The 24673-nt window shown below is 43.2% G+C and carries 22 protein-coding genes; 3 read left to right on the top strand and 19 right to left on the bottom strand.

Annotation, left to right across the window (positions count from 1 at the left end):
* Positions 1 to 225: 225 nt before the first annotated feature.
* Positions 226 to 1047, bottom strand: coding sequence for an ammonia-dependent NAD(+) synthetase (nadE, locus tag EV579_RS15000; protein ID WP_024424335.1), 822 nt, complete (start codon positions 1045 to 1047; stop codon positions 226 to 228).
* Between the two features lie 198 nt (positions 1048 to 1245).
* The gene (locus EV579_RS14995) at positions 1246 to 1842 is read right to left on the bottom strand and encodes a DUF1989 domain-containing protein (protein WP_024424336.1); all 597 of its coding nucleotides are present in this window, start codon (positions 1840 to 1842) and stop codon (positions 1246 to 1248) included.
* Positions 1843 to 1953: 111 nt separating this feature from the next.
* On the opposite strand from EV579_RS14995, the gene EV579_RS14990 reads away from it, so the two are divergent.
* Positions 1954 to 3270: an amino acid permease gene (locus tag EV579_RS14990; RefSeq protein ID WP_029706583.1), complete on the top strand. Its 1317-nt coding sequence runs from the start codon at positions 1954 to 1956 to the stop codon at positions 3268 to 3270.
* On the opposite strand, the gene EV579_RS14985 is transcribed toward EV579_RS14990, so the two are convergent.
* The 7 genes from EV579_RS14985 to EV579_RS14955 all read right to left on the bottom strand — a co-directional run bounded on the left by EV579_RS14985 (position 3265) and on the right by EV579_RS14955 (position 10057).
* The gene (locus tag EV579_RS14985; RefSeq protein ID WP_133744721.1) at positions 3265 to 4023 is read right to left on the bottom strand and encodes a YqcI/YcgG family protein; all 759 of its coding nucleotides are present in this window, start codon (positions 4021 to 4023) and stop codon (positions 3265 to 3267) included. The genes EV579_RS14990 and EV579_RS14985 overlap by 6 nt on opposite strands.
* A 317-nt stretch (positions 4024 to 4340) precedes the next feature.
* Positions 4341 to 4556, bottom strand: coding sequence for a UPF0715 family protein (locus tag EV579_RS19435; protein ID WP_241743505.1), 216 nt, complete (start codon positions 4554 to 4556; stop codon positions 4341 to 4343).
* A 307-nt stretch (positions 4557 to 4863) separates the two neighbouring features.
* On the bottom strand, positions 4864 to 5493 hold the full coding sequence (locus tag EV579_RS14975) for a LysE family translocator (protein WP_044333548.1): 630 nt from the start codon (positions 5491 to 5493) through the stop codon (positions 4864 to 4866).
* Positions 5494 to 5602: 109 nt separating this feature from the next.
* Entirely contained in the window at positions 5603 to 6793 is a 1191-nt protein-coding gene (locus EV579_RS14970) for an MFS transporter (RefSeq protein ID WP_133744720.1), read from the bottom strand.
* 54 nt (positions 6794 to 6847) lie between these two features.
* Positions 6848 to 7894: a Gfo/Idh/MocA family protein gene (locus tag EV579_RS14965; protein ID WP_024424339.1), complete on the bottom strand. Its 1047-nt coding sequence runs from the start codon at positions 7892 to 7894 to the stop codon at positions 6848 to 6850.
* Positions 7891 to 8757: an HAD-IIB family hydrolase gene (locus EV579_RS14960; RefSeq protein ID WP_044333551.1), complete on the bottom strand. Its 867-nt coding sequence runs from the start codon at positions 8755 to 8757 to the stop codon at positions 7891 to 7893. Before EV579_RS14960 ends, EV579_RS14965 begins: the two co-directional genes overlap by 4 nt.
* The gene (locus EV579_RS14955; RefSeq protein ID WP_044333553.1) at positions 8732 to 10057 is read right to left on the bottom strand and encodes a DegT/DnrJ/EryC1/StrS family aminotransferase; all 1326 of its coding nucleotides are present in this window, start codon (positions 10055 to 10057) and stop codon (positions 8732 to 8734) included. Before EV579_RS14955 ends, EV579_RS14960 begins: the two co-directional genes overlap by 26 nt.
* 109 nt (positions 10058 to 10166) lie before the next feature.
* On the opposite strand from EV579_RS14955, the gene EV579_RS14950 reads away from it, so the two are divergent.
* Positions 10167 to 11156 (top strand): LacI family DNA-binding transcriptional regulator, encoded by a 990-nt coding sequence (locus tag EV579_RS14950; protein WP_044333554.1) that lies wholly within the window; start codon positions 10167 to 10169, stop codon positions 11154 to 11156.
* A 49-nt stretch (positions 11157 to 11205) separates the two neighbouring features.
* Here EV579_RS14950 and EV579_RS14945 read toward each other — a convergent pair whose 3' ends face one another.
* From EV579_RS14945 to EV579_RS14935, 3 genes are all read right to left on the bottom strand, one after another.
* The gene (locus EV579_RS14945) at positions 11206 to 12828 is read right to left on the bottom strand and encodes an L-lactate permease (RefSeq protein ID WP_103132604.1); all 1623 of its coding nucleotides are present in this window, start codon (positions 12826 to 12828) and stop codon (positions 11206 to 11208) included.
* Positions 12829 to 12871: 43 nt separating this feature from the next.
* Positions 12872 to 13819, bottom strand: coding sequence for an L-lactate dehydrogenase (locus EV579_RS14940; RefSeq protein WP_122631524.1), 948 nt, complete (start codon positions 13817 to 13819; stop codon positions 12872 to 12874).
* Positions 13820 to 14036: 217 nt separating this feature from the next.
* Complete coding sequence (locus tag EV579_RS14935) at positions 14037 to 15467, bottom strand: YfcC family protein (protein WP_024424344.1); 1431 nt, start codon at positions 15465 to 15467, stop codon at positions 14037 to 14039.
* Positions 15468 to 15620: 153 nt separating this feature from the next.
* On the opposite strand from EV579_RS14935, the gene EV579_RS14930 reads away from it, so the two are divergent.
* Positions 15621 to 16748, top strand: a complete 1128-nt coding sequence (locus EV579_RS14930; protein ID WP_034623963.1) for a M20 peptidase aminoacylase family protein — start codon at positions 15621 to 15623, stop codon at positions 16746 to 16748.
* 47 nt (positions 16749 to 16795) lie between these two features.
* Here EV579_RS14930 and EV579_RS14925 read toward each other — a convergent pair whose 3' ends face one another.
* The 7 genes from EV579_RS14925 to EV579_RS14895 form a co-directional block, all read right to left on the bottom strand.
* Complete coding sequence (locus EV579_RS14925; RefSeq protein WP_133744719.1) at positions 16796 to 17518, bottom strand: SDR family NAD(P)-dependent oxidoreductase; 723 nt, start codon at positions 17516 to 17518, stop codon at positions 16796 to 16798.
* Positions 17519 to 17628: 110 nt separating this feature from the next.
* Entirely contained in the window at positions 17629 to 18381 is a 753-nt protein-coding gene (locus EV579_RS14920) for an alpha/beta fold hydrolase (protein WP_133744718.1), read from the bottom strand.
* 107 nt (positions 18382 to 18488) lie between these two features.
* Positions 18489 to 19370 (bottom strand): glycine betaine ABC transporter substrate-binding protein, encoded by an 882-nt coding sequence (locus EV579_RS14915; protein WP_044333560.1) that lies wholly within the window; start codon positions 19368 to 19370, stop codon positions 18489 to 18491.
* A complete protein-coding gene (gene opuAB / locus EV579_RS14910; RefSeq protein WP_039182966.1) occupies positions 19370 to 20215 on the bottom strand; it encodes a glycine/proline betaine ABC transporter permease subunit OpuAB in 846 nt (281 codons plus the stop codon). Before opuAB ends, EV579_RS14915 begins: the two co-directional genes overlap by 1 nt.
* A gap of 10 nt (positions 20216 to 20225) precedes the next feature.
* Positions 20226 to 21491: a glycine/proline betaine ABC transporter ATP-binding protein OpuAA gene (gene opuAA / locus EV579_RS14905; RefSeq protein ID WP_024424349.1), complete on the bottom strand. Its 1266-nt coding sequence runs from the start codon at positions 21489 to 21491 to the stop codon at positions 20226 to 20228.
* Positions 21492 to 21890: 399 nt separating this feature from the next.
* Positions 21891 to 22985, bottom strand: a complete 1095-nt coding sequence (locus EV579_RS14900; RefSeq protein ID WP_024427234.1) for a toxic anion resistance protein — start codon at positions 22983 to 22985, stop codon at positions 21891 to 21893.
* Between the two features lie 14 nt (positions 22986 to 22999).
* Positions 23000 to 24616, bottom strand: coding sequence for a YceG family protein (locus EV579_RS14895; RefSeq protein WP_133744717.1), 1617 nt, complete (start codon positions 24614 to 24616; stop codon positions 23000 to 23002).
* Between the last annotated feature and the right edge of the window lie 57 nt (positions 24617 to 24673).

Raw genomic sequence — 24673 nt, 5'->3', positions numbered from 1 at the left:
CTCCATCTGGAGAGGTCTCTGATTATTGACAAAGGGCTAAAATGATCTTTATTTTAGCCTTTTGTCTTCTTTTTAGCGTGATAGAAAACCTTTGCAGTCTAGAAAGGACGAGCACCGGAACGGAACGAATTTGACATTCGTGAGTACCGGCGCACAGACCTGACAAAGAATGCGAGGGTTTGTCTACACGCTGAAACCTCTCCATCTTCTGGAGAGGTTTCTTTTTTATTTCCACCAGTCATCAAACATGGAAGCGGGTACTTGGCGTTTATGCTCTGATTGAACATAACGCTTTTCAATCGCTTCGGCGGCTTGATCTGACACTGGTTTTCCTTCTAAGTAATCATCAATTTCATTGTACGTAATGCCGAGTTCTGTTTCATCCGTTTGCTGAGGTTTATCATCCAGCAGATCGGCTGTTGGTTTCTTTAAATACAGGCGTTCCGGTGCTTCTAGGGCTTCTAAAAGCGCACGGCCTTGGCGTTTTGTCAAACCTGTGAGCGGGAGAACATCTGCACCGCCATCACCATACTTCGTGAAGAAGCCGGTTACTGCTTCAGCTGCATGATCTGTACCGATGACAAGCAATCCCTCCTCACCACCTACAGCATATTGCGCGATCATTCTCATGCGTGCTTTGACATTCCCTTTATTAAAGTCAGACAATGGGCCGCCCGTTTCCTTTTGATATTGATCACTGAATGCTGACACGGCAGGTGCAATATCATATTTCCACGACTTGTCTGGCTGAATAAATGATAGGGCGAGCTGTGCATCATCTTCATCCTGCTGCACACCATGCGGAAGGCGTACCGCAATAAAGACCGCATCCTCTTTTCCTTCTTGACGAAGCTCACTGACAGCAAGCTGTGCAAGACGTCCGGCAAGCGTTGAATCCTGCCCGCCGCTAATGCCGAGTACGAATCCTTTTGCCCCGGTTTTTTTCAAGTATTCCTTTAGAAATCCAACCCGTTTTTCGATCTCCTGCTTTGGGTCAATTGAGGGCTGCACATGCAACTCTTGGCTGATCTTTTTCTGCAAACTCATACACTTTTCCTCCTAAGCATCCTCTACATGAAGAGAACAGGTTTTACTCACAATTCATTGATTTAACAACGTTTTTTGAATCTCCATTATACCATGTTTTCATCAAGAACATTTTGTTAGACGTTCCCCTATTTCTTAGATGATCAAACATTCACAAGTGAAAAAGACCACGTCTTTATGGACTGGTCCTTTTCATTTTTAATCAATTTCTACCCGTATAGATGTACAGCTTGATCCATTACACTTCCCAATATCAGCAGGACATGCGGACACGGCCACAATGAGGTCCATTTCAGCCCGCAGGCGAATGTAGTCACCTGGCAGCGATTTTGGCTCCTCCACAGACAGCTTTCCTTTTTCATCAATGACTGTATTCATAAAGGCGTTAAAAGGATAGTACATATCCTCCTTTGGAATTCCAAAGGGCTCAAAGGCAGTCCGCAAATTGTCGTAGCATGTATGCATGACCTCTAAGTGCGTCCGGCCGTATAAAAGCTGATACATCTCTTGCCGGCAGGCGGGCATGTATAAATCATGGCATTCTACTGTATCTTCAATGATCGTAAACATCGGTTTATATAAATTAGAATAAAGCTTATCGCCTTTTTTCACTTTAGACGAGAACAAACTGTCCATCGTCGCACCTTGGTCAAATTTTTCATAAAAATCTTTTTCATGATAGGCCATCACATCTGCTACTTGCTGGCCTTCGACATCAACCACTCGCATACATTGGCCTTTTCCTAAACGAAAGCCGAGTCTACCCTTTGGTAAAATGACGTGTTCTCCGTTCATCACATGCACTCCTTTCCATGACAGTATGCCCAAAATGTCCCCTTGATCATGTATAAAAAAAAGACGCGGTCACAAGCTAATGTCATGAAATAGAAAGGTGTTGCACTTGCATTGAAAGAAGAACAATCTTTATCTTGGTGGCAGCTTTCTCTCATCGGAGTCGGCTGTACAATTGGCACTGGGTTCTTCCTTGGTTCCAGCATCGCCATTACAAAATCCGGTTATTCCGTCTGCATCTCCTTTTTGCTTGCTGCGGCCGGAACGTATCTCGTCTTTAAACATTTAGCTGCGATGACAGCCGATAATCCTGATAAAGGGTCATTTTGTTCCTATGCTCGTAAAGCATACGGACGCTGGGCAGGGTTTAGCAATGGCTGGGTGTATTGGTTTGCAGAAATGCTGATTACAGGAAGTCAGTTAACCGCCATTTCTCTGTTTACCCGCCACTGGTTTCCTTCTGTTCCGCTTTGGGTGTTTTCTGCGATTTATTCCGCTCTTGCCCTGCTCGTCATTATCATTGGGCTTTCTTCTTTTCAAAAGACAGAAAATGTTCTTGCGGTACTGAAAACAGCGGCGATTTTTCTATTTATGATTCTTGCGGTGCTTGTATTATTCGGCATTTTGACAGAACATAAACCGACCCTTCATCTGCCTAACAAGGATCACGAATGGATGCCTCTTGGTCCGCTTGGTCTTTGGAATGGATTGATTTATGCGTTTTATGCATTTGGGGGAATTGAAGTCATGGGGCTGATGGCGGTTCATTTAAAGGACCCGAAGGATGCGGCAAAAGCTGGACGTGTCATGCTGATCATTCTAGCGGTCATCTATATCGTCTCGATCGGACTTGCTCTCTTGCTTGTCCCAGTGACAGCTTTTAATGAGAACAGCAGTCCATTTATTACTTCATTAGAGCCGTTTCATTTATCGATCTTTCTTCATATCTTTAATGGCATTTTCATTATTGCTGGTTTTTCGACATTGGTTGCCTCTCTCTATGCGGTCACAACGCTGCTCGGCACAATGTCAGAGCATCAGGATGCACCTGCTTGTTTTAAACAAAAAGATCCTTCGCATGTGAGATGGTCTTCGATTATCTTAACTGCTGCTGGCTTAATTGTCTCGATTTTGCTTGCACTCTTTTTGTCCAAACACATCTACGAGCATCTCACAACAGCAGCCGGTCTTACCTTGCTGTACACATGGATTTTTATTCTGTTCTCAAGTAAAAAGCTATCCAAGCCATCCACCCGCCAAACGTGCGAAATGATTCTTGCGCTGCTCTTAATTGGAGCCGCTGTATCAGGCACATTAACAGAGGCAAGCGGACGACCTGGCTTTTTTATCAGCCTTGGGATCATTGCAGTGATTGCCATCATGGTGCTATTTATGAGGAAAAAGTGGAAGCAGGATCAGACCGCATCATAATTTCATCATGTTTTTTAATGCAGTAAATGGACATTTGGCGGAGGCTGGTTTCTCCGCCTCTTCATCTGGGAGAAAGTATTGCTTCCATTCATGATTGGTCGGGTCCCCGTACCATTTTAATGATGGGTGAACACTGACCTCATCATATGCTTTGAGCCGCTTGCGAACGAGCTGGCTCATTTTTTGTCCAAACTTGGTCGATCCATTCAATTTCTCAAACACCCATCTAGGCTGAAATGCCATCAAGAGATAAGGGAAGTGGCGGCTTTTTCTGAGTTTGTGAGCAGGAGTGGAACACAAAATAAAATACGCTTCCCCATGGAAGCAATACTCCCACTCATGATGATGAGTATCTAGCGAAATCTCCTCAGGCCACGGTTCTTCATCTTTATGATGCAGCCGTTGAAGCAGCGACCAAAACTGCTGCTCAAACTCTTCAAGCGAGCTTTCCTTTAAATCCTGCGGTGTTTCAAAAAAACAGATAAATGAAGCATATTGACCGGTTTCTTTCGCACAGCCTTGATATTCTCTCAGCAGCTGGGCTAATTCATCCACCGCTTCCTCTTCCCTCGGGTCACCAACAAACCCATAGCGTAAATGATCGAGAAAAAATCCCTGTCTTCCGGGTACACAAGGGAATGTATCGGCTTCATCTCCTACCATCTCGCCAAATTGTGTGAAAGCATCCTGCTTCCATTCTTCTAGTGATCGTAGATTTTGATCAAGGCAACTTTTCGCATACAGCTGGGCCATTTCCTTACACCTCGTTTTAGTGTCTTCTCCATAGCCTATGAGGTGCAAATGGCTGTGGTGACTGTCCTTCCACGACTTCCTAGCGTATGACAAGATGGGTTTCCTATGATCAGACTAGTGAAAGTTAATAGAGAGCCTTTCGTCATACCTACGATGGATTCTCCATCAAAAAGACGGAATCCAGCACCCAATAAATAAGGGCTGCGCAGAAGCTAAACAAATAGACTTTATAGCTGATGAACACAACAAGCCCATAATCAATCCATAAAGCCAAAGCCGAACAAACTACCCATGCCGCAATAAAATAAATCAATAAGTCACGGCTTCGAAAACCTCTTAGGATGCCGGTGTAAAACAAGCTGAATCGGTGCAGCAAAAATGACATAAGCGAGCAAAATGAACAGACTGGTCATCTCCACATAACTAAAGCCCACTTCAGGCGGCATGAATAAAAACGTATAAACGAATGTTGCTGTGATGACTGATAAAATCAACATACACACATAGTTGAATACTGGCAAAAACAGTCGCATAGCAGAAGCTCCTTCAATCCATTTTCTATTCCATCATTATTCAAGAATGTGTTATGTCTGTCAATCCTTACAAAAAACAGACTGAATGTGTCAGTCTGCTTCAGATTATTGACAAAGGGCTAAAATGATTTTTTATTTTAGCCCTTTGTCTTCTTTTCAGCGTGATCGAAAACCTTTGCAGCCCTAGGAAGGGCGAGCATCGGAGCGGAGCGAATTTGACATTCGTGAGCACCGAAGCGCAGGACTGACAAAGAATGCGAGGGTTTGTCCGCGCGCTGAAACAGACTGAATGTGTCAGTCTGTTTTTCTACCCAATCAACGCCATAATCCCTTGATACCCAAAATAGGCGCCGAAACCAAGTAACGATAGACCTGCCAGAACGGATAAGCCATGTAAAACACGTTCACTTAAATAACGCCTGAACGAACTAGCAAGCAGCGCCATGCTGAAATCCCAGATCAGCATGCCGATAAAAATAGCCATACTGTACATGAGCATTTGGGAAGCTCCATACTTTTCGATCGTATTGGCTAAGATGCTGCCGTAGATGCCAAGCCAAAACAAAATACTGAGCGGATTAGATAAAGAAATGAAAAATCCGGTCATGAACGAATGGCCAACTGATGTGTTTCCGCTATCCTTTTTCGGACTCTCCTGTAAATTGATTTTACGCAGACTTTCAATGCCGGTATAGGTCAGAACGAAAAAGCCGAACAGCCACAAAAAGGTTTTTACAAGAGGTGCAGTCAAAAGCTGGGCGACACCAAAATAGATGAGAAGCATATAGACAATATCCGCAGCCATAGCTCCCACACCAAAAATCCACGCATGCCAAAATCCACTTTTAATCCCTCTGTCGATTTGGGCTGCATTGACTGGCCCAACAGGCGCTGAAAGTGACAACCCTAAAAAGATATAACCAAAAAACACCGCCACATAGACGTCCTCCTTTTGATGCTGACTTGTACATGTTATTCAAACTTTCTGCGTTTTAGTACAAGTCCTTTGTCATCATTTCAGGTGGACTAGCCGCTGGGTCATCCGCTTAGCGATCTGCTTTCAGTGCCGACTGCTGCGCGTGTACCGTTTCTTTTTTCTTAGAACGATTCATTTGAATCGCAGCTGCAAACAGAAGAACAGCTAAGAAGGCAAATACAAAGACCGCACTTGCCGCTCCTGCCCATTCCAGACTAAATCCAATCAAAAAGGACAAGCAGGCTCCGCCTAAGCTCGCGGCTGCAATAAAATAACTTGTCGCCTCATCGATGGCATTTTCAATCATTAAGGCAGACGCTGTCAGTGCGATTGGGAACATGCCAGCTGCGCAAAGGCCGATGAAAAAGATGAGAATCAGCTGCGCGGTAATGTGGGTTGTCAGAGCGAATATCACAAGCAGCAAAATCATCAGTGATGCACTTAGCTTTAAAAAACGCAGCGGATGCAGCTGATCAGCCTTTCTCGCAATTACGGTTCTGCCGATGACGATCGCTGTCCAGAAAGTAGAGACCGCAAAGAGGCCCCAATTTTCTCCCCCTTTTTCCAGCATGATGGACGGCAAAAAGTTCGCAAAATTCGTTTCAATCCCTGCGTAGAAAAAGGCAAAGCAAATCATAATGACCACGATCATTCGATTGTTTCGATCAACAAGTAAGGACGGCTTCCGCGTCCCGCCTCTGGAAGGGGCAGCCATCTGCCCATGAGGCAGCTTGTTCATAAAAACAAGCCAGAGCATAAGGAAAAATGTCAGCGCACCCACCTGAAATAAAAACACATACTGCCATGTCTGTTCTGTGACAGTCAGCAGAATCACTAGCGGAAATAACAGCGCACCTAATCCAAAGAAGACCTCCATAATACTGATACGCTTTGCACTATTAGCCATCGAAATGACATACGCACCGGCTGTTGTCTCAAGACTGCCTGCGCCGCTCCCAAGAAAAAAACCTGCCAGCACAAGCGTTGTCCAGCCCGGCACCAACAGCCCCAGCAGAAGTGAGCCGATCATCAGCAAAAGACCCATCGTCAGCACAGCGCCATAGCCTTTTTTTCTCACTAAAATGGGGGATAACAGAACACCTGTCAAAAAACCAATAAACTGAAAAAAAATTAAAGATGATAATTCCCCGGGACCCTTATCGTAACTCGACAGCAAATAAGGCGTTAAGCTGCCAAAAAACACATGAATGGTCCCAATAAAAAAATAAAAGACACAGCCAAAATAAAATACCTTTTTCATCTTTTCACTTCCTCTAAAAAGGAGCGGAGTCATCACATCCTCCGCTCCACCTCTTTAATATGCCTGGGCAGAGACGACTGCCTCTTCCCTCTCAAAGCATGTATTGAGCGCAGCCTGTGCGCGATAACCATCTTCAAAATCAGCGACCTTCATATGAGATGGGTATGGATCTGTATTCACCCAATGCATCAGCTGATCACGGAATGTATCGGACCATCCGTAAAATTCATTTGGCGGATCTGTCAGCAAGGTTTGCGGCATTTGATGACGCTCCACACACAATCCATCACTGATCTCATATTCGTTTTTCATGTTCGTATGGTATTTGAATACCTTGTCATGACCAACGACTTCTACACTAAATCCACATTCCTCAGGCTGCGTGCTTTTGGATGTCACCAAATGAAAGAACACTTGATTCTCCATCTGCCCGAAAATTTCGGTATGATCATCCACCTGAACCTTTTTCTCTTCTTTTTCCTTTACATGTGTCAGCATCTTGGTGTTAAGTGATTCTTTCTTCATTTCACTGCCAAATAAGTACCACAGCATATCAATCAAATGAATGCCAAGATCCCCTAGTGCACCGCTCGTACGCAGACTTTCACCGCTGTCTCTCCATGAAAAAGTCTTTCTTCTAAGGGCACTGTTTTTCTTAAAATGAGTTCTGACGGTTAAAATGCGGCCTAATTCACCGTTGGCAATCAAGTTCTTCAATATATTTACAAAGGATAAATAACGATAGTTAAAGCCCATACTGGCTTGAACTTGGAACTGTTTGGCTGTCTCCACCATTTCCTTCGCTTCCTTCAGCGACACAGCCATCGGTTTTTCACATAAAATCGGCTGTCCTGCTCTTAGCGACTGAAGGGCATGGTCCTTGTGACAAAAATTAGGGGATGCAATGATCAATCCATCAGATGCATCTGCCAGTGTCTCGATACTTGAATACACACGACCGCCGTACTGTTTAATGAATCCCTGTGCGACCGACTCATGCAAATCATAGACACCGGATAATTCTGCACCTTTGATCGTTGATAATGCTCTTGCATGTGCTTTTGCAATATTCCCTGCTCCAACAATTCCAATTTTCTTCATGAATGTGCCTCCTCATGTTTATACATCACTGTTTTCAGTGTTTCATAGATTCCTTTTGCATACCCATGATGACAAATTTGGTGATGGTGCCGTTTTGCTTCGGCTGTAGCATTTTGGACAAGGAAACCGTGTGTGACGGATTGAAGCATCCGCAAATCGTTCCCGCTATCACCAAAGGCAAAGCCTTGATCTTTCGATAAATCATATTGGTTCAGCATAAAACGGACAATTTCATCCTTCCCTGTTCCGACTGGTAAAAAATCGACATCATAGCAATCCGCAGGATCTCCTGCAAGCGGGTTGCATTTGTTGATGTTGACCGCCACGCCTCGCTCTTTAGCCAGTGTTTGGATAAATGATAGATGATGAAGATCTGTCCGTTCATCCTGCTCCTGATAATAGAAATTCTTCTTATACCCTGAACTGCCCAGCTGCGTTTGCGGTCTAAGGGAAATGCCCTTTTCTCGGATGGTTTGCAGGATGTCTTCGATTTTTTCATCTGAAAAGCCCTGTGCATCCAGCCGCTTCATCCACTCTGCATCTGGCTGTCCAAAATGAGCATCCGACGTATATACAATCTCAGTCCCTAAGTTCGACGCAATGAAATGCGGGAATTGATGAAACCCGCCTTTTTCCATTTTGCTCGTGACAGAATCGAGACTGCTTCCCGTCACCCAGCCCAGCAAGAGCTGTCCCGCTTCACTCTTTTCTGCTACAAAGGCTTCCAGCCGCTTGACATCCGCTCTCTGCTCCTCTGTCATTCCGTGAGAATAATACGTTTCATCAAAATCACAGAAGACGATCCACTGCGGATTCTTCGGCAGATTCAGCAGTTTTTTATTGAATGGAAGACTTGATAACATGATGAACCCCCTCAATGACCTTCTCCTGATCTTGCAGCGGCATTCCTGGATAAAGCGGCAAGTGAAGTAATTGCTGCGCTGCTTTTTCCGTGTGTGGAAGTGTCGTTTGTCTATATTTTTGAGAAACAAGATTTGTTTGATGCTGATGCGATAGAACCGGGTAATAGACATCCGTCTCTATGCCCATTTCCAGCAATTTCGCTGCCAGTTCATCTCGGTCTCCCTTCAGCACTCTAATCGGGAATAGATGCCATACATGATCATCTGTCAGCGTCGGGAGCTTCATATATCCTTCATCCTCAAGCGTTTGCAGCTGGTCAATGTATCGCTTGGCTAAATAAAAACGTTTAAAGTTTTGCAATCCTAAATACTTCATTCGTTCGAGTCCGATTGCTGCCTGCAAATTATCAATTTTCGAATTAAAGCCGTAGTCACTGCGTTTGACATTTTTCTTTCCAGCTTCAAAGCCGTGATAGCTGATCTCCATGCATTTTTCCGCTAGGGCCTCATCATTTGTAGCGATGGCTCCTGCCTTTCCGCAGACCCCAAGGTTTTTGTATGGATTAAAGCTGAGAACAAGTCCATCTCCATAAGCGCCAAGGCCGCTGCTGCCAATCGCCTGACAACCGTCTTCAATGATTTTCAGCCCATGCTGTTTCGCAATCGCCGAAATCTCCTTCATATCCGCTTGCTTTCCATATAAATGAACCGGTAGAATGCATACCGTTTTATCTGTGATATGCTTCTCTATTTCACTCGGTGAGAGGCAGTAGGTTTCAGGATCAATATCGGCATATACCGGAACAGCCCCAATGGCAAGCACTGCATTTTCTGTTGCAGCAAAGCTATTGGCCGGCAAAATCACCTCGTCTCCTGGATGGACGCCTGCTGATATGAGACTGATCATCAATGCATCTGTTCCACTTGACGTGGCAATGACATATTTTTTCCCTAAGTACTCAGCAATCGCCTTTTCAAATGTCGGAATATATGGCCCTGAAGTAAAACGGCCAGAGCTCAATACTCCCTTCAGCACCTGCATAATATCATCGATTTCATCTTCTGAAATCAGTTTGTCAACTGGCAGAAACGGTATCTTTTTTTCCTTATTTTGTTTATAATGGAAGAGAATTTTTTCCAAACCTGTGCGCTCTATATCTTGCTCAAGGAACGACACCAGTTTTTCATTTGCTAGATGCTTTTCAACTGAATCAGCCTTAACTTGAACACCTTGATTGATCATATCCAGCAAAGGAAGATAATCCTTGCTTTTACCTGATATCTTCGTCAATATTTGCATTCCATTCCCTCCAATTAATCAATTCCTTTTGTTAATATTTAACTTGTTTCACATTGTAAATGATGTTATCGATTTCAGAACAATAACTTTGTGTAAAGGATTTGTTAATATGTGTACAATTTATGAAATTGCCAAGCGCTGCGGGGTTTCAACCACCACCGTTTCCAGAGTGCTAAACCATCACCCATATGTGTCAGAAGAAAAGCGGCAGCTCATTTTACAGGTGATGAAAGAAATGGAATATACACCGAGTTCAGCAGCCCGCACACTAAGGTCACATCAGACAAAAACCATTGCTGTGTCTGTTCCAGCTGTGGACCATCCTTTTTTTGCACAATTGATTAAAGGCATTTCAAAGGAAGCACTGGATCAAGGATATAAAACCATCGTGCTCCAGACGTTTTATCAAGAAGCATTAGAGCTTGAAGGGCTTCAATTATTAAAAAGAAAAGAAGTAGATGGGGTTATATTGGGTGCGTTAGAAAATACATGGGAGAAAATTGAGCCATTTTTAACGAACGGCCCCATTGTCATGGCAAATGAATATCACCAAACAGCAAACATCCCGATTATTGGCTACGATGAACGGGAAGCCGCCTATAAAGCGGTGGACTATTTGATTCGGTCGGGGCGAAAATCGATTGGGTTTTGCTTTGATACAGAAAGCAGTGAAGCGCAGAAACAAAGGAAACAGGGATATCTTGATGCACTCTCAGCTCACGGTTTGCCGCTGCAGGATGATTGGCTGTTTGGAGAGGCTTTTACCATTGAAGACGGCTTTCGCTTAATGGAGGTCATCCATCATATGAAGGAAGCGCCTGATGCCATTTTCACCGGCAATGATCAAGTCGCAGCAGGACTCATTAAACAGGCTATTTCATACGGCTATCAAATCCCAGGGGATCTAGCTGTCATCGGCTATGACAACCAAGACATTTGTGAGGTGACAGCTCCAACGATCACCACAATTGACATACCGATCGTAGAGCTTGGCCAGCGGTCTGTACAGCAAATGATCGCACTCCTGCAAGATCAAAAACCATTACAGCGCGAACATATCCAGCTGCCTACCCGGCTCGTGACAAGAGAATCTACATAAAGAAAAAGACTGAGATCTCTCTCAGTCTTTTTTATACCTATCTATCAACCTATACAAATTGAGCGAGAATGAATGTCCATATACATACAATACCGAGCAAGATGAAGCTGTACTTCACGGTCTTTTTGAAGAGCTCAGATTCTTTCCCTGTTTCTCCAACAGCTGCTGTAGCGATAGCGATTGATTGTGGAGAAATTAATTTCGCCATCACACCACCGGTCGTATTCGCCCCAATTAACAAACCTGCCTGTGAACCGATTTGAGAAGCAGTGACCGCTTGAAGGTTACCGAATAAGGCGTTGTTACTCACGACAGACCCCGTAATAAACACGCCGATCCAGCCAAGCACCGGGCTGACAAGCGGGAACAAATCGCCCGTTTTGGCAAGAGCAAGTCCAATCGCTGAACTTAGTCCAGCAAAGTTCGCAAGGTTGGCAAAGCCCATAACAAAACAAATAGTAAGAACAGGAACCCAAAGCTCTTTCACCGCTGCTTTTAAGCAGACAGCGCCTTCTGTTAATGTAATATGTCTGCTAAACAGCCCTGTCAGCATCACCGCAATCAGAATGGCAGTACCCGTGGCACTGATGACATCAATTTTAAAGATCGCATCAATAGGTGTTTCCGTTTGTGCAATTGGTGGTAATTTCACAATTTGCTGATGTAAAAATGGCATTTTCACTAAAATGGTCGTCCAGTTAAGCGGTCCTCCTACAGCAAACAATGCTTTAAATGCCGGCAGACTCCATACCGTAATAACAGCAGTTAAAATATAGAACGGAGACCATGCTTTCAGTATTTCAACGCCGCGATACGTTTGTTTCTGTTCAATATCTGGCGCTCCTTCTTCACGATAAATGTGTTTTGGCTGCCATTTCCGAAGAAATAAAGCCAAAACTCCCATACTTGCTAAGGCAGAAATAATATTGGCAAGCTCAGGACCCATCGTCACCATTGTGACAGCTTGCAAAATGGCATAGGTACCACTCACAACAAGTAAGGCTGGCAGAGTTTCTTTGATTCCTTTCAATCCATCTACAATCAGAATAAGGAGAAACGGAATACAGAATGAAATAAACGGGATCGTATATACAAGGGTTTGAGATAACGCAAGCGGCGTCATATTGCCCATTTGCGCCCCTGTAATCACTGGAATGCCTACAGCACCAAATGCACCAGACGCAGCATTGGCAATTAAGCAGAGCATCGCAGCTTTCAGCGGTTTAAACCCAAGCTCTGTTAAGAGAGCGGCACTGATCGCAATCGGTACACCAAACCCAGCAGCGCCCTCTAAAAATGCGTTAAAACTAAAACCAATTAATAAGAGCTGAAGACGTTGATCTTGAGAGATTCCTGCAATACTAGATCGAATGACATCGAACTTACCAGATTTCACGGCAATTTTATAGAGCCATACCGCCATGATGACGATATATCCAATCGGCCACAGCCCATTAGATATACCGAGCAGCACAGCAGATAATGCTTTTTCAACTGGCATATGAAAGAAGAAAACAGCTGTTACAAAACTGACGATTAAGGTAAAACAAGCGGCTAAAACACCTTTTAGCTTAAAAACGGTTAATGCAAGAAGGAAAAACAAGATTGGGAGCATTGCCACCAATGCACTGACGAATTCATTACCAAACGGATCATATATTTGCTGCCACATAGTGATTCATCCTTTTCTGCTCAGATAGGTTGCTTTTGATTGATTAAAAATGAGGAGCCAAAATCTCTTTTAACACATTTACACTGTGTGCAAATTTTTCTTTCTCCGTATCATCCAGAGCAAGCTCCATCACTTCTGTTGCACCATTTCGATTCACAAGGGCTGGTACACCAATGTAGACATCTTCTGCTCCGTACTCTCCATCTAAGTAAGTGCTGACAGTTAAAATGCTGTTTTCATTGTGCAGGATCGCTCTTGTAATGCGGGCTAAACTCATTGCTACGCCGTAATAAGTGGCGCCTTTTTTCTCAATGATTTGGTAAGCGGCATGACGAACATTTTCCATGATTTCATCTAAGTCTTCTTGTTTGTATTGCTCATTTCTCTTCATTAATTCTGTAATTGGTACACTTCCGATATTCGCATGACTCCAAACAGCAAGCTCTGTATCTCCATGCTCGCCTATGATGTAAGCATGCACGTTGTGTGCCGCTGCTTCAAAATACTCACTAAGCATGTATCTAAATCTTGCCGTATCAAGCGTCGTACCACTGCCAATCACTCGTTCTTTTGGAAGACCACTGAATTTCCAAGTCGCATATGTCAAAATATCCACTGGGTTTGTGGCAACTAAGAAAATACCATCAAATCCACTTTTCATTACGTTTTCTACAATGCCTTTAAATATATTTAAATTTTTCTCAACAAGGTCAAGTCTTGTTTCACCTGGCTTTTGGTTTGCACCAGCACAGATACAGACGATATCTGCATCCTTACAATCCTCATAATCTCCATACCATGTATTCACAGGATGCGGGGCAAATGCTTTTCCATGGTTTAAATCCATCACGTCACCCATTGCTTTGTCTTGATTCAAATCGATGACAACCAATTCATCTGTGATTGCTTGATTTATTAATGTAAAGGCATAACTGCTGCCGACGAAACCTGCTCCAATAAGGGCTACTTTGTTTACTTTTTCGTTTGTCATTTATCTCATCCTCCTGAGTAAAACTAGGCTGCTTTTCTTATGTGAAGTATTTCACATTCTTATTGTGCAACACTTCACAAACTTTTGCAAGGGGACTGCTCAAAAAAAATATGTAGCGAATTTGTGAACACATTTATTGTGCTTTCAAAGCGCTGGCTCCATACATATTTCCACAAGAAAAAAGCTGCCAAACGCTCGTCGGCAGCTTCCTACATATTTAATAAGGTCCCCAGTTGATCATGACCCCGATACAAATAAATACAAGACCGATGACAAACCAAATAAGGGCAAGCGGCACCATAAAACGCAGCCACTTTACATAAGGTATACCACTTGCAGCAAGCACAGCCATCAATACACCAGAAGTCGGATTGATACAGTTGACTACCCCTTCGCCAAGCATCACTGCTTCTACAGCTACCTGTCTTGTGATACCCATTAAATCAGCGAGCGGCGCAAGAATCGGGATAAAGACAACAGCTTCTCCTGATCCTGATGAAATCAAAAAGTGAAGAAGCGCACTCGCAATATACATCCCGATCGCACCAGCGATTGGACTAAAGCCTGTCAGCATACTCGCCAAGCCATTAACCACTGTATCAAGCAGCTTCCCGTTTTCTAAAATGACCGAAATACAGCGTGCCATCCCAACAATAAGTGCGCCGTATACAAGGCTTTGGCACCCGATAATAAACGTTTTCGCAATATCATTCGCCGCTAAACCGCCGAGCAGTCCAGCAGCGATAGCCATAAAAATGAACACACCCGCCATTTCCTTATCGGTCCAGCCAAGCTGAAGTGCGCCATATAAGAAACCTCCAAGTGACAATCCGCACACTGCTAAAATCAGCTTATGTCTGCCAGTAAATGCAGGCTTGTCCACAGATTCCGCATCGGCTCCGCCAAGCCCCTTAGCAGGAAACCATTGATCGCCAAGAATGCTTCCCTTTTCTTTATTCTTCAGACGTCTTGTATATAAATAGATGTACACAATACTAGAAATAAGAAAACAAAGATAAATAATGACACGCAGGCCAATGCCGGAAAAGATCGGCAGCTCTGCAATCGTTTGTGATAAACCTAATGGAGATGGAGATAAAATCGTTGCGTTAAATCCTGCATAACAGCCGATGTATATGACAGCAGCTCCTGCCACAGCATCCCATTTCAAGGATCGTGCTACAATGATGCCGATTGGAATAAACCCAATGACAGAGTTCACGACAATTCCGGTCGTTCCAAGGACTGAAAATAATCCCCCAACAATACAAATAAACAATAATTGCTTCGTTTGAAACCGGCTGATGACATGGTGAATCATCCCGTTAATAGCACCTGTCTTCTCCAGAATGGCAATGGTTCCGCCCGTAAATAGAATCAGAAAAATAATAGAAGAGGACCCTACCATTCCTTCTTGTATCGCTGTAAAAAAGCCAACTGGACTTACTGGTGATTGATCAATACGGTGATAGCTGCCAGGAACGGCTGTTGTGATCTCCCCAGATGTCTTTCGGTCAAACTCACCCGCTGGTACAAAATACGTTGCTATTGTACAAATCAGTGCAATCATAAATAAGAGAACATACGCATCTGGCATTTGAAGTTTTCGTTTTTGTTTCTCTGGTGCTGATACTGTCGCTGTTTTCATGTGTCAAAACCCCTTTGTCCCGATCGGAATTTCACTTAATTTTCAGAATAATCAAATGATGTGTTATATTATAAACACTGTTGATATTTAAGATCAATATTATTTCACTAAAATAATGTTTTGGCAGATTATCTGTCAGCAAGGAGGCTTCTCATGACAACTTTGACAAACGAAATGAAACAAACCGTGACAGACATCTTTGAACACTTGCATGCCCACCCAGAAATCAGCTGGGAAGAAACAGAAACGACCGCTTATATTGAAGATATATTGAAAAAATTGGGCTGCAAAACTCAAACATTTGACGACTGTACAGGGGTGATCGGTGAAATTGGAGAAGGCGCACCAGTGGTCGCTGTGAGAGCTGATATTGATGCACTTTGGCAGGAAGTAGATGGTGAGTTTCAAGCCAATCATTCATGTGGCCACGATGCACACATGACAATGGCTCTTGGCACCTTCATGGCATTAAAGGAAAAAGAACGACCGAACGGCACGATCCGTTTCATCTTTCAGCCTGCTGAGGAAAGAGGCGGCGGTGCGCTGAAAATGATTGAAAAAGGTGTGCTCGCAGATGTCGATTACTTATATGGCGTACATGTGCGCCCAATTCAAGAAACATTAAACGGACGCTGCGCTCCTGCTATTTTGCACGGATCAAGTAATCATTACGTCGGCACCATTATTGGCGAGGAAGCGCACGGCGCACGCCCACATCTTGGCGTCAACGTAATAGAAGTGGCTTCAACTCTAGTGCAGAGACTCGCGCATATCCATGTCGATCCAAGAGTCGCGCATTCTGTCAAAATGACCAATTTACATGCTGGCGGGGGCAGCTCAAACATCATCCCAGGGAAAGCTTCTTTTACATTAGATGTAAGGGCGCAAACAAACGAAGTAATGGATGAGCTAGAAAAAGAAATTGAAAGAGCGGTTCATTCTGTAGCGGATGCCTTTGGCGCTTCCATTACACTTTCAACAGACCATCGTCTGCCTGCCGCCACCTTAAATGAGGAAGCTGTCCAGATCATGTCTCATGCAATTGAACAGGTTTTAGGTAAAGAGCAGCTTGATCCCCCGATTGTCACAACAGGTGGAGAGGACTTTCACTTTTATGCAGCAAAGCTTCCGCATATCAAATCCACGATGCTCGGTTTAGGCTGTGATTTAAAGCCTGGTCTTCATCATCCGTATATGACCTTCGACCGCTCTGCAATCTTTACCGGCATTGAGATTTTGACCGAAGCTGTCTATCAAACACTCCAGCAGCATTCATCATAAATGAAAAAGCCACCCGCCTTCTCATCAAGCGGGTGGTCTGCTTTATATTATGCATTCAGATCTGCCATGGCTGGAACGTTGATTTCTTTTACGCAAGATACCCTTGATAAATGAATCACACATCTCGCAAGCTCCACAATATCCTGGACAGGGATTCTCGTTTCATCATATAGAGTGATGGCCTTTTCGGCTCCATCCTCATACGGAACCTCCGCCGCCAGCTCTCCTGGATTGATACAGGTGACGGATATTTTATCTTTCCTCACATGCTCTCTCAGTGCATTCACAATTCCGCGCAGGCCAAATTTAGATGCAACAAACGAGACTTGCGGCAGGTTTGTATGGTCGAGTCCGGCCGTTGAGCCAATCACGATGATTTTCCCATTCTCTGATTTCCTTACGTGCGGAAGCAGTGCCTGGATGTATGTTATGGTTGAGGTCACATTCACATTGATTAAATGTGCAATAGCCTCTGGCTGATCGTGATCAAAGGAATAATCGTCTTCAAAGCCTCGTTTTTCCCATAAACCGACGTTATAGATGAGTACATCAATCGTCTGGTTCTCAAGGGCTTCAAGCATATAAGGGATATGCGTTCGGCTTGATAAGTCGATTTTCAGCCAAATTCTATGTACACCGTCATCTATGCTCAAACTGCTTGGTTCACTACGCGACACAATCCAAACTGTATCTCCACTTGAAGGGAGACCCTTTACAAAAGCATCTCCTAATCCTTGACTTGCACCGAATATGATATAGTTTTTACTCATAGCTCCTCCTTCTATGGCACACATACTGTAAGCGTTTTATACCTATATCATACAGATTCAAAGAGACTGGCGCCCCTTTTATGCTCGTCTTCACTTATTGATTGGCGCGGCTACTGGATTTCCTTTAATTCGACTGGTAATGCACGTGCCTCTATAAAACATTTGATCATTTCTGTAAAAAGTTCTTTCTTCTCAAAAGTAAATGTATGTCCAATACCGGGAACGATGACACCTGTTGCCTTCGGATGTGAATTCGTTATTTTTTTTGCTGACCGTTTCATAACGCCTTTTTCTTTTTCTCCCACTGTGACAAGAATGCGTGCCTTCGCTTGCTGGAACGTGTCAGGGAGCTTGTAATGGAGGTTTTCTTGAAACATCGTAAGAAGGGTTTTCTTTTGCAGATGTTTCGATTCCGCCGCATAATGATGCAGTACATGTTGCGAGAGCCCCATCTTTTCAGCTTGGAGCTGGATAAACCAATCTTTCTTTAATAATGGATACGTCAGTGGCAAGAGGGGTCTCACCATGAAATGGAGCCATGGCAAAGGCATCACAAGGGCGCTATTGATGACGGCTATGTCTACGATATCCGGCTCTCTTGATAACACATCAACGGCAATCTGCGCACCTAAAGAAAATCCAATCAGAATCACTTGACGGCCATTCGCATTTTCCTTGATCCATGAGATGACTTCACGGGTGCTTTCATTCATTGAAAATATCTGTTCTTTTGCTCTTGTCCCGTGTCCAATGAGATCAGGGGCAAAGCATTCATACGTGTCCTTCAATATTTCAACCTGCTCCTGCCACATCCAGCTGCTTACTCCTCCACCATGCAGAAAAATCATGATTGACTTATCCATCGCTCGACAACTCCATCCTTCTATATAAGAAAAAAGCAGCCGCTTTTTGAGCAGACTGCTTTTTCAACATGCTCCCTTCTATTATAAGGGAACCACTATATCATTGACTATTTTTTCAAATCTTCAATGGAGTTTACGTTCTTCATATATGTTGGAACAACTAGCCCCATTCGAAGACCTTTCATACTTGTACCAAGGTCATCATATTTTCCTTTAAACTTCGCTGCATACGTTTTATGCGTATTTGGCAGCCAAGCGGATAATGATGCATCCGCACTTCCGGTTGCAATTGCTGTCCACATTGGACCTGCTTCAACCTGAGTCAAAGTCACCGTAAACCCGAGTTCACGCAATACTTCTGCCGCAACATTGGTACTTGCAATCTCACTATCCCATGCAACGTAGGCAAGATTGACTTTTCCACCATTCGACTTTTTCACGCCTTTTGTCCATTTCGCTACTTGGTCTTTATGTTTTTTCACATATTTTAAGGCGGCATCCTTTGGTTTCACACCATCTTGGATATCAATCATGACTTCGCCCATGTCATCTTGAGACCATTTAAACTGACTAAGCATTTTGGCTGCTTCCGGCTGATCCTTTGCAAAGCCTTTACGTGAAATCGTATGAATTTCTTCCGCTTCACCGTAAGATTTTTTTGGATCATCTAAATATTTTAAATCATAGCGGGAAAACATCCAGTGTGGATTCCATCCAGTGATGATGATTGGCTTTTTACGGTCGTAAGATTTTTTGAGCGTTGCCGTCATGGCTGCACTTGATGCAGACACAACCGTCCAATCCTCTAAGCCGTAATCCTTTTTCGCTTGATCTGTCAGTGCCATAATCCCTGAACCAGGATCGATTCCGATAATGGTTTTATTCACCTGCTGAGCAGCACTCGCATTTGAATCTGTCTGCGCACCGCAAGCGGCTAGTAAAAAGACAAGCAGGGCGGTCATCCCAATGTAGAGAGACTTTTTCCACATTAAGCATTCCCCCTGGTTTTTTTCGTTTTAATGTTTTGGGTAATACGGTCAAGTGTAATCGCCACAATCACAATGGCAATACCTGCTTCAAAACCAATACCTGTTTTCAGCTGCGTTACCGCACTATATACTTCTGAACCAAGTCCTGGTGCACCTACCATTGCCGCAATGACGACCATTGATAGAGCCAGCATGATACTTTGGTTAATACCAGCTAAGATGGTTTTTGTTGCAAGTGGAAGCTGAACTTTGAATAAACGCTGGAATGTCGTTGAACCAAATGCTTCGGTAGCTTCAATTAAATCAGCCGGTACTTGTTTAATACCGAGAATGGTCATACGAATCGTTGGCGGCATGGAGAAGATAACCGATGCCACAACCCCAGGAACAACCCCAATATTAAAGAAGAAGATCGCTGGTAATAGATAAACGAATGCAGGCATTGTCTGCATTAAATCTAAAATAGGTGTCACAATTTTACGCACAGTTTCCTTCTGTGATGCCCAAATACCGATCGGAACCCCAATCACAATGGAAATGACCACAGCGGTCAAAACGAGCGCAAGTGTTTGAAGCATTGGATGCCAGTAGCCTAAATAGTCGATCAGTAAAAATCCAATAAGTGTGAAAAGAGCAACTCCTCTTGTACTGATCCACCAAGCAATGCCGGCAAAGATAAGGGTTAAAATAATGGATGGAATGACGCCAAGTGCTGCCACAATCCCATTTACTGTTCCTGCTAATCCATTTGTGATGCCATCAAAGAAACCACCAAACGTTAATGTTAACCAGTCAACAAATTGATCGATATATTCCGCGAACGGAATTCTAGGTAAATCACTCATACTAAACATCTTATTCTACCTCCTGTGCAGAAGGCTCTTGTGCTTTAATTTCCTCTAGCTTGTTAGAAGACATGTTGATATACTCATCATTTCCTGATAATGCACCAATCAATGCACCTCTGACCACAATGCCCTTCATTCTGTTTTTCTCATCAACAACGGCAATCGGAATGTTCGCATCAGACACCGCATCAAAGATCTCTGTCAAATACGTAGATTCCAACACTGTCGTAAATTCTTTATCGAGAACCGTTTCAAGCGACGCTCCCGTTTCTGCTGCCTTTTTCGCTGCTTGGGCAGAAATGACACCTAATAAATGCTTTTTCTTATCTACTGCATAGATAGACGAAATCCCAAGGTTTTTCATGAGCGTAAGCGCAACACGTGCCCCTTTATCGATCTGAACTGTTTCTGCACGTTTCATAATATGACCAGCGGTTAATACTTTAGAAAGGTCAACATCTTCAACGAAGCGTTCAACATATTCATTCGATGGGTTCATCAGAATTTCTTCTGGTGTTCCGATTTGAACGATATTTCCGTCCTTCATGAGGACAATGCGGTCACCAATACGAAGCGCCTCATCTAAATCATGGGTAATGAAAATGATCGTTTTTCCTACAGATGTATGAAGCTCAAGCAATTCATCCTGCATATCTTTACGAATTAATGGATCTAGTGCGCTGAATGCTTCATCCATTAATAAAATGTCAGGGTCATTTGCTAACGCACGTGCCAATCCAACACGCTGCTGCATACCACCACTTAATTGATTTGGATATTGCTCTTCAAAGCCTTCAAGTCCAACAAGCTTTAAAGATTCAAGCGCTTTTGGTCTGCGCTCTTCTTTATCGACACCTTGCAATTCAAGACCATACTCAGTGTTCTCAAGAATTGTACGGTGCGGGAACAATGCGAAGTTTTGGAAAACCATGCTGATCTTTTTCCGTCTGACTTCACGCAATTGATCCTTTGACATATTTGTTATCATATCCCCATCAATATATATTTCACCGGAGGTTGGTTCGATTAACCTGTTTAGCATCCGCACAAGTGTGGACTTTCCGCTCCCTGATAGCCCCATGATGACAAATATCTCGCCGTCATACACATCAAAATTTGCTCGATTGACACCAACTGTTGCGCCGGTCTCTTTTAGGATCTCTCTTTTTGTTTTCCCTTTTTCAAGCATTTGAGATGCTTTTTTAGCATTTTTACCGAAAATTTTAGATACATTATTTATCTTGATTTTGATATTTCTCTCTTCAGAATTCATATTTTCCCTCCAAATTAGCATCTTTATAACCGTAACATAAGCGTTATGATGCGAACAATCTTTAGAATTCGCTTATTTCCCCACAATATGTATGAATTCCATATAGAGGTCTGGTCATTAGAGTTTATACGCCGTATTACTCGTAAATCCTATAGAATGCTTCATAAACTACATATTTTACGGGGTATTTCCTCTCATCAGACAATATTTTACTGGAAATTCCTAATTGTGCTAAAAAATAAGTCGAATCCTCGTCATAGCGGTTTTTTGAATCATGGGCGAACCATTCCCCTTAACAGGATTTACCCGAAAATGGTCACATAAAAACCTTTTTCCTCAAATTTTATTTAAATTCATAAAAAAACTGCCTGCAACTTTAGTTACAGACAGCTTGTTTTTTTAGGACTCTAGGGCAGCCCGCTTAATATTATCTTGAAGCTCAAGCATACGTTTTGTTCCATCTTCGCGTAATCGCTTGTTCTCTTCTTCAATCTGTTTCGTCTCTTTCATCCCTTGTACAATTGTATTAAAGGAAGATTCGATCGTTTCAATGTCGATGCTTGGACGGCCAGATAATTTGGCAATCTCCACACTTTGACTTGAAATGTTTTCAGCATTTCGTTTCAGCATTTCATTTGTTCTTCTATCCAGCTCACTCATAGAATCAGCCACAAGCTTTTGTCTCTTCGCTGTAACAGCTTGAATGATTCCATTTTTGAAAATTGGAATCGTGATGATGAAGGCAGAGTTGATTTTACCGATTAATTTCGTATTCCCACGCTGAAGCAAACGGATTTGCGGTGCCGTTTGAAGCGCCACCATTCGTGCCATATCAAGGTCATACACACGCTCTTCAAGCGCTTGAATGCCATTACGAAGCGTATCAAGCTCCATTTGTGCCAGCTGGTTTCCACTAGCTGCTTTTTCTTCATATGAAGGAACCAATTGCTTTAATTCTTCGATTTTCATTTGACCGGCTACGACATACTTTTCCAGCTCCAAATAGTATTGAATGTTATGCTCATACATTTCTTCAAGCGTCACAGTCGATTTGGTCATTTCATCTTTATATTTACTAATTTCCACATTAATTTTTTCAATTTCTGCACCGAGCGTTTGATATTTACTGAAAATCTTTTCGATCATGCTGCCGCCGCGCTTAAAGATTTTTGACAACAAACCACCCTTCGGTTCGTCAAAATCATTTTTATCAAAGCGATCCATAATCTTACCAAGCTGCGTCAGCATTGTTCCTGAGTCAGTGACACTTGTTGAACGCATCATTGAAAGGATACGATCAGAGAACTTAGAGATTTCAACGGCTGGCTGTTTACCGTATTCAAGCAGTTCCAGCTGATTTTTCGCATCGATCTGTCTCGCAATATTTTGCACTTCTGGTTCATTTCGAAGCTGAACGCGAATATCGTCTGCCTTCTCAATCGTGATTTCCTCTTTATCAATTGAAATGATGTCATTTCCGTTTGTATTTGTCATAAGCTTTGATCTCCTTATCGGTTTTTAATGGATTGAAATAACTTTCTAACGATGGACGGCTCTTTAAACTCCTGGTTCATGACCATCTCATCAAGCCAATGGGTATCAAATAATTGTTCATCGATATACCGTTCGATACACTGATATCCCGCTGGATGATATACGAAGAGATCCACACCCATTTCATTTAGGAAAATCAGGGCGGCCGCATCAGAACGAGTCAGCTCACCATTATATTCCGTATGGTATAAAATCACTTTCGGTACGGTTTGTGCGTAATCAAAGGTTTGAATCAGTCCAATGAGATCCTGGCTTAAATGCAGAACCTGCTTGAATAAATAAATACGGACATCTAATTCGGTTTCATTGCCTTCTTTTAATAGCTTCGGATGCTGACAGATTCGAGATATCGCCTCTGCTATCGCACGCTGCGTGCCCTCATATAGATGAGAAAACTGCCACACATTGCTTTTCATTAATAAGTCAGGATCAATCTCTCCATTAGAAGAAAGTGCATGCTGATAATGAAATTGATAATTCGATGTCACTTCTTTCGTAAAAGGAAAATGGCGAATGGTCTTCGTCTCTTTCCCCTCCATTAACGTGTGAATGCGATCCCAGTATTCACGCTTGTCTCGTGTGACACCCATCATTTTCGCAAAAAGATTCGGAATCTGTATCGTGTCCCGGTCTGCTTTGAAATTCGGGCGGATAAAGGATCGTTCCTTTGCAATTAAAAACAGCTCATCATACGTGGTCTTCAGTGTAATAGAATGAGGAGTATGATCTCTGAATTGCCACGGCTTATACAGCATTGAATCTTCCGTGTGAAGCACCTCTTCAAGCTCTCTTGTCGAGCGGTACGCCACCGTTGATTTCCTCTCAGGCTTTTCAGTAGGGAACGGCTCAAGCTTTGAAGTCCCCGGGTACTGATCAATAAAAGTCAGCTTTTCTTCTGGATCTAATTCGCGGAACGAATCCTTGCCTTCTGGATGAAATAGCACAACATCACAGCCAATCAGCATGACGTAGTAAAGAAAATAAAGCTGACTTTTATTCGCCTCTCCATACCAAATGACAGCCGGCATTTTTTCTTCGATATTGACTTCCTTCAGCCATGGACCTAGATGATTATTTGAAAACTTCACGACATCCAGCAGGACCCGGCGGAAATCAGGATGCTGAAATCCATCCTCGTGCAGCTGCTTGAAATGCTCAAATACCTTGATCAATGAAAGACGGATATGCCGGTTCATCACAGGGTTTGGATGGCGTACAATCAGCTGTTCACCATCTAAAAAAGCCACAAAGCGATTCACGGACAATCCCTTTTCTTCTTGGTTAATCAAATGAATACGCTGCAGCGCTTGAAAATGCTCCGGCTCAATATGACGATTGAGTGTTTCACTTAAAATATGCATGCCGTCTGTTTCGTATAATTCATGTAAATAAATAAAATAATCGGTTGCATCATGCGGAGTTCCAAGGACCCGGGCGGCGAGACGCGGCAAGGACAACATATGCTCGTCCTTTACATAACCGTCTCTTTCAGGGAGCGGCTTTTTCAGCACATTTTTCCAGGCTTCCTGCTCCGCCCGTGTATGGGTGACATTGATTTCTTTATAACTCACGCCGCTCCTTCCTTTCTCCTATATTTTCTCGAAAGCTACTACTATCATATCATTCAG

It is taken from the genome of Bacillus sp. BK450, from assembly GCF_004364885.1.
Lineage (GTDB): Bacteria > Bacillota > Bacilli > Bacillales > Bacillaceae > Bacillus > Bacillus safensis.
Note: the sequence above shows the minus strand (reverse complement) of the source record. Positions and strands in the feature narration are given on the sequence as shown.